This is a genomic window from Hydrotalea flava (assembly GCF_001623405.1).
GTDB lineage: Bacteria > Bacteroidota > Bacteroidia > Chitinophagales > Chitinophagaceae > Hydrotalea > Hydrotalea flava.
The window spans coordinates 14,535-28,035 of sequence record NZ_LUHG01000097.1 but is presented as its reverse complement, the minus strand read 5'-3'; the positions used below and the strand labels follow the sequence as shown (position 1 = coordinate 28,035).

General features: G+C 36.9%; 11 protein-coding genes. 8 read left to right on the top strand and 3 right to left on the bottom strand.

The annotated features are described in order from the left end of the window. Window positions 1-25: 25 nt before the first annotated feature. Both A0F92_RS15660 and rlmN read right to left on the bottom strand, forming a co-directional pair. A complete protein-coding gene (locus A0F92_RS15660; RefSeq protein WP_167517051.1) occupies window positions 26-169 on the bottom strand; it encodes a hypothetical protein in 144 nt (47 codons plus the stop codon). A 188-nt stretch (window positions 170-357) separates the two neighbouring features. Then, window positions 358-1,401 carry a 23S rRNA (adenine(2503)-C(2))-methyltransferase RlmN gene (gene rlmN / locus A0F92_RS11435; protein ID WP_068246037.1) on the bottom strand — a complete coding sequence of 348 codons (1,044 nt, stop codon included), beginning with the start codon at window positions 1,399-1,401 and terminating at the stop codon, window positions 358-360. A gap of 111 nt (window positions 1,402-1,512) precedes the next feature. On the opposite strand from rlmN, the gene A0F92_RS11430 reads away from it, so the two are divergent. Then, window positions 1,513-2,709 carry an acetyl-CoA C-acyltransferase gene (locus tag A0F92_RS11430; RefSeq protein WP_068246034.1) on the top strand — a complete coding sequence of 399 codons (1,197 nt, stop codon included), beginning with the start codon at window positions 1,513-1,515 and terminating at the stop codon, window positions 2,707-2,709. 104 nt (window positions 2,710-2,813) lie between these two features. Here A0F92_RS11430 and A0F92_RS11425 read toward each other — a convergent pair whose 3' ends face one another. Then, window positions 2,814-3,599, bottom strand: coding sequence for a GLPGLI family protein (locus A0F92_RS11425; RefSeq protein WP_167517050.1), 786 nt, complete (start codon window positions 3,597-3,599; stop codon window positions 2,814-2,816). 445 nt (window positions 3,600-4,044) lie between these two features. Between A0F92_RS11425 and A0F92_RS11420 the strand changes: the two genes are divergently transcribed. The 7 genes from A0F92_RS11420 to A0F92_RS11390 all read left to right on the top strand — a co-directional run bounded on the left by A0F92_RS11420 (window position 4,045) and on the right by A0F92_RS11390 (window position 13,479). Next, window positions 4,045-4,239: a hypothetical protein gene (locus A0F92_RS11420; RefSeq protein WP_068246025.1), complete on the top strand. Its 195-nt coding sequence runs from the start codon at window positions 4,045-4,047 to the stop codon at window positions 4,237-4,239. An 89-nt stretch (window positions 4,240-4,328) separates the two neighbouring features. Further along, complete coding sequence (locus A0F92_RS11415; protein WP_068246260.1) at window positions 4,329-4,685, top strand: PadR family transcriptional regulator; 357 nt, start codon at window positions 4,329-4,331, stop codon at window positions 4,683-4,685. A gap of 79 nt (window positions 4,686-4,764) precedes the next feature. Next, window positions 4,765-6,906: a PspC domain-containing protein gene (locus tag A0F92_RS11410; RefSeq protein ID WP_068246022.1), complete on the top strand. Its 2,142-nt coding sequence runs from the start codon at window positions 4,765-4,767 to the stop codon at window positions 6,904-6,906. 142 nt (window positions 6,907-7,048) lie between these two features. After that, complete coding sequence (gcvT, locus tag A0F92_RS11405) at window positions 7,049-8,140, top strand: glycine cleavage system aminomethyltransferase GcvT (RefSeq protein WP_068246019.1); 1,092 nt, start codon at window positions 7,049-7,051, stop codon at window positions 8,138-8,140. 132 nt (window positions 8,141-8,272) lie between these two features. Then, window positions 8,273-8,665: a septal ring lytic transglycosylase RlpA family protein gene (locus A0F92_RS11400; protein WP_253810401.1), complete on the top strand. Its 393-nt coding sequence runs from the start codon at window positions 8,273-8,275 to the stop codon at window positions 8,663-8,665. A 128-nt stretch (window positions 8,666-8,793) separates the two neighbouring features. After that, a complete protein-coding gene (locus A0F92_RS11395; protein ID WP_068246014.1) occupies window positions 8,794-9,519 on the top strand; it encodes a 2-phosphosulfolactate phosphatase in 726 nt (241 codons plus the stop codon). A gap of 168 nt (window positions 9,520-9,687) precedes the next feature. Then, window positions 9,688-13,479 carry a DEAD/DEAH box helicase gene (locus A0F92_RS11390; RefSeq protein ID WP_068246011.1) on the top strand — a complete coding sequence of 1,264 codons (3,792 nt, stop codon included), beginning with the start codon at window positions 9,688-9,690 and terminating at the stop codon, window positions 13,477-13,479. Window positions 13,480-13,501: the final 22 nt, after the last annotated feature.

Below are 13,501 nucleotides of genomic sequence, written 5' to 3'. Positions count from 1 at the left end.
CATAGTGCCTGCTTATACCGATTGGTTATAAACGTTTTTTATTATACTTTTTGATGTGTTTGTGCCAGGCATGGCGGTGTTTGCTTTTGCCTTTAAAGTGATAAGGTTGTGCCATTGCCCCAAAACTGAATAGCAAGGCTAATGAAAGTACACTCCAAATTTTTTTCATGTGCTCATGTTTTGATTTTTATTGTATTAACAGTGCGCTAAACATTTGCATGATTGATTCAACGTATCATGCAGTGCATGAAATACAAATAGCATATAGGTTTACTGAAACATGAAAATAATGAAAAATGCAGTTCAAAGTGCATGAAAGGCTATTCTTAACGATTTAATAAGGACATTTCGATTGCCTTATTTGCCTTTATTGGCCAATTGGCCACAAGCTGCATCAATATCTTTTCCTCTGCTTCTCCGTAAACGGGCATTTACCCTGTTTTTTTCTAAATACTGCATAAATCGTTCCATACCCTCTTCATCCGGTTTTTGAAAGGCAAATGCATCGATGGGGTTGTATTCAATAATATTCACCAAATCGGCAGGAACCTGACGGTATAATTTAATCAGATCGTCGGCATCTTTTTGTGAATCGTTAAAGTTTTTAAATAAAATGTATTCGAAAGTGATTTCATTTTTGGTTTTATTATAAAAATAATTCAGCGCTTCCACCAATGCCTTCAGGTTATTGGTTTCATTAATGGGCATAATTTCGTTGCGTTTGGCATCGGTAGGTGCATGCAAGGAAAGCGCCAGTTTAAATTTCACGCCATCATCGCCCAACTTTTTAATTTGTTTGGCTACACCGGCGGTTGATACTGTGATACGCCTTGCACTCATATGAATACCATCTTCTGCTGTAATGCGATCAATGGCTTTTAACACATTGGTATAATTCAACAAGGGTTCGCCCATGCCCATAAATACAATATTGGTTAACTTTTTTTGGTACAGGGCTTCACTTTGTTGGTTAATGAGCATGACCTGGTCATAAATTTCATCAAAATTTAAATTGCGTTTTCTATCCATGTAACCGGTAGCGCAAAATTTGCAACTCAAACTGCAACCAATTTGCGAGGAAACACAGGCCGTTTTTCTTTCATCGGTAGGAATTAAAACACCTTCAATTTTATGCCCGTCGAAGGTAGTAAAGCGGGTTTTAACGGTACCATCGGCGCTGTTTTGAGTAGTATCAATGGATAATGCAGGCAGAGAAAAATTTTCAGATAACTGTTGCCTGAGTGCCTTACTTAAATTCGTCATATCATCAAACCCGGCTGCATGTTTCAGCCACAGCCATTCTTGTATTTGTTGGGTCCTGAATTTTTTTTCGCCAATGCTTTCCATAAACTCAGCCAGCTGTTCGTTACTCAACGCACGTATATTCGGTAATTGATTCATGCTGCAAAGATAGGCAGAGAAGCACCAAGCGATATATTTTGCCGGATAATGTGATTTGTTTTCCTTTGCAACACATTTATTTGAAGATAATTAATTAAAAATAGTTTATATATGCAACCCGTTTATATAATTGATGCGGTACGCACCCCTATTGGCCGATATGGCGGTAAATTAAGCACCATGCGGCCTGATGATTTACTGGCATTGATGATAACCGCCTTAATTCAACGCAATCCGAATATAGATGTAAATAGGATTGAAGATGTAATTGCCGGCGCTGCCAATCAGGCCGGAGAAGATAACCGGAATGTAGCCAGGATGGCCGCTTTGTTGGCAGGATTACCGGTTACCGTGGGTGGCAATACCGTAAACCGCTTATGTGCCAGTGGTTTACAAGCCATTATGGATGCAGCCAGGGCCATTGCCTGTGGTGATGGGATGCTATATATAGCCGGTGGCGTGGAAAGCATGACCAGAGCGCCCTTTGTAACTGCCAAGAGCGATGGTGCCTGGAGCCGTAAAACCGAAACCTACGATACCACCATTGGCTGGCGCTTTACCAATAAAAAATTAGCGGCCATGTACTACCCGTATAATATGGGCGAAACGGCTGAAAATGTGGCCAAACAATGGAATATTAGCCGGGAAGAACAAGATGCTTTTGCATGGGCCTCACAACAAAAATATGCAGCTGCATTGGCTGCAGGTAAATGGAAAGATGAAATAATTCCGGTTGAAATTACCGAAAACAAAACGCCCACTGTTTTTGCCGAAGATGAACATCCGCGCCCAACGAGTTTGGAAAAATTAGCCGGTTTAAAACCCGCTTTTGCCAAAGAGGGTTCGGTAACAGCCGGCAATTCCAGCGGCATTAATGATGGGGCTTCGGCCTTATTATTAGCCAACGAAGCGGCCATAAAATTATTCAACTTACAACCTTTAGCCAGGGTAGTAAGTATGGGTACTGCCGGGGTGGATCCTTCCATTATGGGTATTGGCCCGGTACCTGCCAGCCGTAAAGCATTGCAAAGAGCCGGCCTACAAGCCAATGATCTGGATTTGATAGAATTGAACGAAGCCTTTGCCAGCCAGAGTATTGCCTGCCTGCGCGATTTATCACTAGATCCTGCTAAAATAAATGTAAACGGAGGTGCCATTGCAATAGGCCATCCTTTGGGATGCAGCGGAGCCCGTATTTCCACTACATTGGTGCATGAAATGAAAAAGCGCAAAGCGAAATATGGACTGGCTACTATGTGTGTAGGGGTTGGGCAGGGTGCAGCCATTGTGTATGAGGGGGTGGGGTAATACTGTTGCTATGCCATTTAAACTGGAATAGTTACTATAAGTTAAAAAAGTAACTTTTTCAGTAAATATTTTTTATTTTTAAAATAAATAAAATTTTGAATAAACTATTGTTCAATTACATTCAACAGTTCAATCATGGTTTTAGAACTACTTATATTTTTCCTATGTTTTGCTTCTAAAATCCTTGCCTGTTCGTTAAAAGCCGTTCTTCCAATAGCTGAGGCGGCATTACAAGGCGTTGCTTTCACCCATTGTTTGGCCGGCCATTCTAAATAAGTCATGATAACCTGTGTATGTGTATTGAGGTTATTTAACTTTACCAATAGCCCGGGCAATCCCCTTAATTGAAGGGGTGCCACCGAAACAGGTATGGAGGGTGCAAACCAGGCATCGTATTGCATTCCGGCAAAAGTACCCTTTGCTTTTTGGCACAACAATCCATTAATGGTGAGCGTATCAGACAATACCTCCCAGCTAATAAAATGAAGGGTATCTATCACACAAACCGGATGTAAATCGGCGTCTAATTCATTTTGTAAAGTAAAATTTGTACGTAGGTTACCATATATGTATCTGGGAGGTAGTGCTTGATTCTTCTTGTTAATTGTATCAATCACCTTTTCAAAATTGAGCGAATCTTGTTTCGACAATGTTATAATTCTGCTTTTATAATCATTGCTTGCTCTGAAATCTTTTCTTCTAACATTGTATATATAGGTATCTGCAGAAAACCAAAAATCAATGGTTTCATAATTATTACCATTCAAAAACTGATATACTGCATAACCATTTTTGGTTGGCTGAGTTGCAACAAACTGAAAAGAGAGTAAAGGCAGCATCAGCAATAGCAGGCTTCGTATCACAGTAAAAAAATGTTTACCAATATGCATATACATCTAATGATTTTATACTACTACATTGTGCATTAAAGGGAAATACCCCTATTGCAAAATACTTATTTTAGTTATATATTCTAACATAAACAGATAAATATTTTGGAATATAAATCGAGTGTTGTGGCAGCAGTACCGCCCTGATGATAGAATTATACGCTTATTCTACCCCCCAATTGTAACAGAAAATTGAAATGCTACACATTTTACTAGTTTAGCTTTTGTTTTTTATCACTTTATTTTACCGCTCATCCCAATTCAAGCCAAGAAAAAATATTTAAATTTCTAGTTAAATCATTGATTGTCAATAACTTAATAATTGAATACAATTCCTTAGTCAGCCTATTACTAAAATAAACTTGGTACTATGTGTTGCATAGTACCAAATAAAGTTGCATCTTTGTGTGGTCAATGATACAAATCATCTTAAAAACATAAAAAAATGAAACCACAACAAAAACAATTGTTCGCTAACCTAACCAACTTAGAAGTAGCACAATTAACCGCCGAAACAAAAGAAACCATTGCCAGTGCAGGCATTTTAACAACAGTTAAACCTGTTTTAAGCGCCGCCAATTTATGGAACATTCACAAAATGAAGAAAGTTAGGGTACAGAGAAGGTATTGGACATTATAGCATCATTGTTACAAATAGCAATGATGGGTGAGAAAAAAATTGAAAAAACAAATGCTTTTAAAAAAGCAAACCTTAAAACTCCGAAAAGTATGGACATTCAAAACACACAAAGCCAGATGCGTAAAGGGGTATTGGAGTTTTGCATCTTATCAGTTATTCGCCAGGGCGAAGTGTATCCGAGCGATATTGTTGAACAAATGAGAGCCGCCAACTTAAACATTTTGGAAGGAACATTATATCCATTGCTTACCCGTTTAAAAAATGCAGGCCTGCTTAGTTACAGATGGGTAGAAAGCAGCAGTGGACCGCCAAGGAAATATTTTATGATGACGGATAAAGGTTTGGCGTTTTACGAAGAACTAAAAGACACCTGGAACGAACTGGCCGATGCCGTTCATGCCTTAACAAAGCCAAAAAACCAAAACGAAGAAACAGACCAACCTTAACCAACTTTCTGAATAGAATCATTGGAACGGCCTAAACCATGCCGGCACCTATTTTATTCGGCAAACAAAACATTTAACCATGAAAAAGGTAATCAACATTAATTTTCAGGGAAGAATTGTTCCCATTGAAGAATCTGCCTATGAGGCATTACAGCAATATATAGATAGCCTGCGTTTGTATTTTGCCAATGAAGAAGGACGCGATGAAATTATTAATGATATAGAAGGAAGGATTGCAGAATTATTTGCAGAAGTACTTCAAAAAGGCAATACCTGTATTACGGATGCAGATGTAGAAACCATATTAAATAGTATGGGCAGGCCGCAGGATTTTGATGAAGAGGGTGTAAATAGTACAGCGCAACCCGGTGCAGAAAGTAAAAGCAATAGCACTAGCACCAGTACCGGCACTGCTAACCGATTATTTCGTGATGAAAACAACAAAATTTTAGGTGGTGTATGCAGTGGTATTGCCAACTACCTCAATATTGACCCACTTATTATTCGTATCCTCACTGCCATTTTTATTGGGGTAACATTTATTCCTTATTTAGTATTGTGGATTGCCGTGCCCAGTACAGCTTCAAAAGTAATTGGGGCACAACGCAAAAAACTATATCGCGACCCGGACGATAAAATAATTGCAGGGGTTTGCAGCGGATTATCTAAATATTTTGGTATCAATGTTTGGATACCACGGGCATTATTTATACTGCCATTTTTATCCTTCGCTTTCCGGCACTGGCATTGGGGATTATTTGATTTCCCAAGTTTTGTAAACTTTTCATTTAGTCCGGGTGCTCTGGTTATTTACATTATATTTTGGATAGTATTGCCTGAAGCCAAAACGGCTGCAGAAAAATTAGAACTGCGCGGCGAAAAAGTAGATGTGGAAAGCATTAAAAACACCATTCAAAGTGATATGGAAGGATGGAAAGATCGTGCAGAAAAAATGGGAAATGAAATAAAAAATAAAGCACAGGAAATAGGAAAAACAGTCAGCGAAAAAAGCAAACAAATGGGTACGGAAGCAACCATAGCAGCACGCAAAACCAGCAAAGACTTAGGCGATGTAATTGTATTGCTGTTTAAAATATTTGCCTATTTCATTATTGGGGTTGTGTTATTTGCTATTGTAGTGGCCTTATTTGCTATAGGCATTGTATTTACCGGATTAATGCCTTTAAAAAATTATATATTAGAAAGTGGATGGCAAAGCATTTTTGCATGGGGCACACTTATATTTTTTATTTGGGTGCCGGTAATAGGTATTGTTACTTTTATCATTAGAAAAATAGCCAATATTAAGGGTAATAAAAATATTATCCGCTACAGTTTTACGGCACTTTGGTTCATTGGTTTGTTTTGCTTTATTGGTTTGATGGTTTCTTTACGCAATGATTTTAGATACCACAACAACCCTATAGAACAAACTGTGAAAATACAACAACCCACCAAAGGTTATTTAGAAATTGTTCGTGGCAATGAAAATAAATTTTATTATAACAACAACCGTTGGTTTAGATTAGATCCTTTTACCAATATAGATGAAGATAGCGTATATATTAGAAATATCAATATCCGAATCGTTCAATCAGCTACCGACAGTTTTTTTATTAGTGCAGTAAAATTAGCGAATGGATCAAGCAGAACTGACGCCAATATAAATGCCGATGCCATTGCTTTTCAAATTACACAAAACGATTCTACCATTCAGTTTAACAACAGTATTGCTATTAACCAAAACAATAAATTCAGAAACCAACATGTAATTGTAACCATAGCTGTACCGGTAGGCAAAAAAATAAAAATTACCAGCAAAAAAAATTGGGATGATGGAACAGATGTTTATTTTGGGTTTGATGATAATTGGAACTGGGGTTGGAATGATGATGCTGCTTTCAACTGGAAATCAAATATAACTTACATCATGACCAAAAATGGTTTAAAAGCATTGGATGATTTTTCAGATGAAAGTAACAATAGTACGCCCAACTTTAACGAACAGAAAAAAATTATAAAAGAAAAATTAGAGCAATTACAAAAAGAATCGGACGATTTGAAAAAAGAATTGAACCAACCGGGCAGCAAAGACAGCAACCACTATCACTACCAGCCCGAAGCACCCAAAAAAACAAAGGTTACAGCCAATTCAAACGACTCAATAAATATGCTGCAACAAAATGTAACTGATTTAATCAGAACGCGATTCGCGATTTAAAATAGGTTGAAGTTGGGAATACCCCTGTGCCCGTTGCCGTTCCCGGCAGGGGCACTTTGTATATATAATTTAATATATGTATGCAATTATTTTTTTACCCCATTGCTACTTCACTTACTTTTGTTGCCAACAAAATGCACACATGAAGAACACAGCTTTTACCCAATACCACATAGCGTTAGGCGCTAAAATGGCAGAATTTGCCGGATACAATATGCCTATTAGTTACACTGGCATTAATGATGAACACCAAACCGTTAGAAACAACGCCGGTATTTTTGATGTTAGCCACATGGGCGAATTTATTCTAAAAGGCCCACAAGCATTGCCGCTTATTCAACAAATTACTACCAATGATGCTGCTAAATTAACAAAAGGGAAAGCGCAATACAGTTGCCTAACCAATACAAACGGAGGTATTGTAGATGATTTAATTGTGTATTGCTTAGATGAAAACCAGTCGTATATGCTGGTTGTAAATGCAGCCAACATAGAAAAAGACTGGAACTGGATTCGTCAAAACAATGAAACTTTTGGTGCCGAAATGCACAACATTAGCGATAAAACCTGCTTGCTGGCTATACAAGGACCAAACGCCACAAAAATATTACAACCTTTAGCAGGTGCTGATATATTAAACTTATCTTATTATACTTTTATCAAAACAACATTTGCAGGTATTGAAAATGTTTTAATTAGTGCCACCGGTTATACGGGTGCAGGCGGCATTGAAATTTATTTTGAAGACAGCAATGGTTCAGCAGCAACCATTTGGAATGCCATCATGCAAACCGGAACACCACAAGGATTAAAACCAATAGGGCTCGGCGCCAGAGATACATTACGTTTGGAAATGGGTTATTGCCTGTATGGTAATGATATTGATGATACCACTACCCCATTAGAAGCCGGTTTAGGATGGATTACAAAATTTACCAAAGAGTTCACTGCCAAATCTATTTTACAGGAACAAAAACAAAATGGCATACAAAAAAAATTAGTTGGATTTGAAATGATTGACCGGGGTATTCCACGCCATCATTACCTGATAAAAAATGAACAGGGCGAAACCATTGGCCATGTTACCAGTGGTACACAATCGCCCTCATTAAACAAAGGAATAGGCATGGGCTATGTAAACATAGCACAAGCAGCTTTGGGCAACACTATTTTTATTGAAATCAGGAACAATTTGGTAAAAGCACAAATTGTAAAAATGCCCTTTTTATCCTGATAAATTTTTAATAAAGCATTGTTTACAGGCAACAAAATTTGTTGCCTGTTTTTTTTAATATATTGTACCCATTCCATCGTTTAAAAAATAAAATACGTGATGATATTCTTCCGAAAAATAAACTTAAACAAATTGTTACCTCAAAAAAGCAGCATTCTTTTGCTTTGCATATTGGCAGTAGCCTGCCATAGAAAAACAGTACCCGATAAAACCTTGGGAGGAACTGGGAGGGTACACACAGAAATGGGCTATGCCTCTTACTATGCCGATAAATTTGAAGGAAAAAAAACAGCCAGTGGCGAATTGTTTCATCAATCCAATTATACTGCTGCACATAAACATCTGCCTTTTGGCACACAGGTAAGCGTCATTAACTTAACCAATCATAAATCAGTAATTGTGCGCATTAACGACAGAGGGCCGTTTGTAAAAGGCAGAATCATTGACCTCAGTAAATCGGCGGCAAAAAAATTAGATATGCTGGGAAGTGGCATTATAAAAGTGAAAATAAAATACAGAAAATAGGCGTACATCACCCTAATAAAATTCATTCACGCAAGTATCTTTGCAAACTTATCAACCAGCTCAATTTTGCATTCAATACATTCATTGGAACGAATCGTTGAATTACCTTGCATTTTAAATAAAAAAATATGAAACAACCAGTTTTGCATACCGTTTTATCGCCAGCACTTTTACATTTATATGATTTAAGCAATACGATTGTAGTGATAATAGATGTGTTCAGAGCCACTTCAACTATTGCTACTGCTTTATACAATGGAGCGGAAAAAATTATTCCGGTTGATAGTGTTGAACAATGCATAGCCCTTGGCAAAGCCACACCCAATAGCATCACAGCAGGCGAGAGAGACGGAAAAGTAATTGAAGGATTACAATATGGTAATTCACCCGGCGATTATCCTAAATCTTTTATTGAGGGTAAAACATTGGTATTAACCACCACTAACGGCACCCGCTTGTTACACATGGCATTAAACAATGGTGCTGCAGAAATTATAACAGGTTCTTTCCCAAATCTTGCTGCAGTAACAGAATTTTTAATGCAACAAAAAAAGAATGTTATTTTAGGATGCTCAGCCTGGAAAGATAAATTTAATTTAGAAGATACCCTATTTGCAGGGGCTGTTGTAAACAAAGTGACCAATCATTTTAAAATTCATTGCGATGCATCGCTCATGGCACAGGAAATGTATACCTTGCATCAAGATAATATGCACACATTTATCCGAAAAACAACACACTGGCATCGTCTTTCTGCTTATGGCTTGGAAAAAGATTTAGAATATTGTGTAACTCCAAATGTAGCCAATGTTTTACCACTGTATAAAAATGGTGCATTATTGGCCATGCATTAAGGTTTTTAATAGAAAGCTAAGCCCGGTGAGTTAACAAACATTTCATATAATGATCAAAATTTTTGACACCTGCTACGCAACAAAGCCGTAAATTTGCAAATTGCCCTTTTCAGTAAAAAAAGGCATCCTTGAAAAGCAAATTATTCATATTAGCAGTGTTCAGGAATTATGGCATTACCCTATTTAATTAAGCATATTTATAATAACGGAGCCGAAGAAGTCATTCGCCGTGGAAAAAAAATACATGCATCCGGCAACGTAGAACTGATTGAACATGATGCTTTAATGAACAGCGTTGTTTTCAGGGTAAAAGACGATACCTACGGTACTTTTTACAAAGTTTATATTCAACATTATAAAGATCCCAAAACACTTTCGTTGCGCTGTACCTGTCCTTATAACTTAACTGAAATTTGCAGGCACAAAGCCGGTGCATTATTCCAGTTGCAGGAAATGATTGATAAAAATTTATTGGGCGAAAAAGACATTAGTTACGACCAAAAGCATACGGTTGTTAAAATGAAAGTTTTAGACGTAAAGCTTATCCGCATGCTCACCGGCCAGGAGAACTATCCTTTTGCGGAAAATTTTGTTCGTTCCAATACTGCCAATATTATTGAAGCAAAAGATGAAAAAGTAGTTGCCGAACTATTCATTGATCAACAAAAGTTCACCATTTTTCTGCAAAAAAATGAAGAACGCAATTTTGATACAGGATGTAATTGTAACAGTGATACACATCACCCTTTATGTGTTCATAAAACCATTGTACTGCTTCAATTACTCAATAATTATGGCCCCAATTATTTTGATTCCATCAGAAATTGGGACAAAGAAAAAAATAAACTATTATCACTCTATGGCTATGCATTAACTGATGACTTATCCGGCAAATTTGAGTTTACTTATACCAACGGAAAGCCATTTTTAAAAGTATTAGATCCGTCTATTAAACGCATTACCCAAAATACACATACCGAATTGGTACCTCAGCCTGCATATCTTGCAGAAAGAAACCAGCAACAAAATCATGTTGCCGAACAGGCAGTTCAGGAAACCAATACCATTATCGGCAAAATACAACAGAAGTTGGGTACCATTATTATATTAAATCAACCACAATACCCATACATACAAGTAGATGCCATACAAGGAGAAATTGATGAAGACTTTAGCAAATACACCGGTAAAATTGAAAAAGTTGATTTAAATAAATTTGTTAATACGGAAGTTTTTAATGAAGAAGATAAAATTTTAGTACAACAATTACGCAAATTATTGCCAACGGAAGTAAGCAGATATTTAACCAGAAACTCACCATTCAGCGGCATTTGGGATAATATTATTCAGCAACATGGCGATGAATTGCCGGAAGAAACCAAACATCTGATTAACGAATACCTGCACCCTAAATTCAAAAAATTATTTGTTGAACTGGCCGAAAGTAATTTTACTTTCTATTTACCCGCCGGAAAAAATTTTACTACCGCAAATATTGAACCGGCCGAATTTGAACAGCAAACACTTGTACCTGAATTTTTTATTCAGCAAAAAGATAATCAATACATTATAGAATGTTATGCTAAATTACCTGTTGGCAGAATTAGTGTAAATGAAAACGAAATCAATACTCCATTTCTATTTTTAAACAATGGCAGATTTTATAATTGGGAACGACCGGAAGATATTTTATTGATTGAACAATTTTTGCCGGATGGGCAAATTGTGATTGCAGCAGAAGAATGGAAAAATAAATTAGAGCAATTCATCATTCCGCTCTCTAAACAATACAATATACAATTTGGAAATATTCACAAAAAAGAAGTAAGAGACAGTAAACCCGAAACAGGCGTTCTGCTAAAAGAAAAAGGCGATTACTTATTGTTTCAACCCATATTCACTTACCAGGGTTACCAGATAAAACCAGGCGATAATGAAAAAATAATTATACCGCAGGGCGATACCATTTTAATGATTTATCGCAATACAGAAGCAGAGCAATCATTTATTCAGGAAATACAAAAACTCCATTCCCATTTCTTACAATCTGATAGCGGAACTGCATTGGCGTTAAAGGGAGTTGATGTACTTAAAAACAATTGGTTCTTTCTTTTTATAGATACTTTAAAAGATAGGGCAACACCTATTTATGGTTTTGAAAGCCTGAAAAAATTCAGGTTCAATACAGCAAAACCTTCTACCAAAATTTTCATCAGTTCACATACAGATTGGTTTGATGCCAAAGTAGAAATTCAGTTTGGCGAGCAAAAAATTACCGTAGCAGATGTAAAAAAAGCATTGGCCAACAAACAACAGTTTGTACAACTTACCGACGGCACTTTGGGAATTTTACCCGAAGAATGGCTAAAAAAATATGCGCTGCTTTTTAGAATTGGTGAAGGAAAGAACACCAACATGAAGCTGAGCAAGTATCATTTTGGTGTAATAGAAGAACTATATGCGCAGCGTAACGACGAAGAATTAGTTATTCAATTAGAAAAAAAATATGAAAAATTAAAAGATAATCATACCATTCAGCCTACACCTGCTCCGGCACACTTACAAAGTGTTTTAAGGCCTTACCAGGAAAGTGGGTTTCAATGGCTAAATTACTTACGCGAAGTACAATGGGGCGGAATTTTAGCAGATGATATGGGTTTGGGTAAAACCATTCAGGCATTGGCATTTATGTATCATATCAAAAAAGAACAAGGCCATTTAAGAACCTTAGTGGTTTGTCCTACTACGCTGATGTTTAACTGGCAAAATGAAATTAAAAAATTTACGCCTGAATTATCACATTACGTGCACCATGGCGGAGCCAGAGAAAAAGAATCATTAACCAATACCAATTACGATGTAATCATTACAACGTATGGCACTTTACGTAGCGACATTAAACAATTTATAGAAATACCTTTCGATTATGTGGTATTGGATGAAAGTCAGGCAATTAAAAACCCTTCCAGCAAAGTAACAAAAGCAGCCTGTTTACTGAAGGCGAAAAACAGACTATGCTTAAGTGGTACACCACTTCAAAATAATACGTTCGATATTTTTGCGCAGATGAATTTTTTAAACCCTGGGATGTTGGGAACTGTTGAATTCTTTAAACAGGAATTTGCTATACCCATCGATAAGTTTAATGAAAAAGAACAGAAAGAACATCTTCGAAAATTATTATACCCATTTATTTTAAGAAGAACCAAAGAACAGGTGGCACAGGATTTGCCCGAAAAACAGGAGATGGTTTTATTTTGCGAAATGGGTGCAGAACAACGAAAAATTTACGATGCATACAGAAATGATTTTCGTGAAAAAATTCTGGGTGTGGTAGATACACAAGGCGTTCAAAAATCGCAGTTAACCATTCTGCAGGGCTTAATGAAACTACGGCAAATTTGCGATAGCCCAGCCATTATTAAAGAAGATGAAAAGTACCCGAATGTTTCGGTTAAACTGGAAGAATTGGGCAGAGAAATTACTGAAAACATCAGTAACCATAAGGCATTAATATTTTCACAGTTTTTGGGTATGCTGGCACTCATCAAAGAAAAATTAAATGAACTGGGTATTGATTATGAATATTTTGATGGCAGCACATCGGCAGAAGGCAGGCAAAAGGCAATTGAACGTTTTCAAAATGAAGAAAGTTGCAGGGTATTTCTTATTTCACTGAAAGCCGGTGGCGTTGGTTTAAATTTAACCGCTGCCGATTATGTGTATATTGTTGACCCATGGTGGAACCCGGCAGTAGAACAACAAGCCATTGACAGAACACACCGGATTGGACAAACCAAAAATATTTTTGCTTATCGCATGATCTGTACTGATACGGTAGAAGATAAAATTTTAAACCTTCAGGAAAGAAAAAGAGCCCTTGCAAGAGATTTAATAACAGATGATGAAGGCTTTGTAAAATCACTGAGCAGAGAAGATCTGGAATATTTATTTAGCTAAAAAGCATTGCACCCCATCAAAA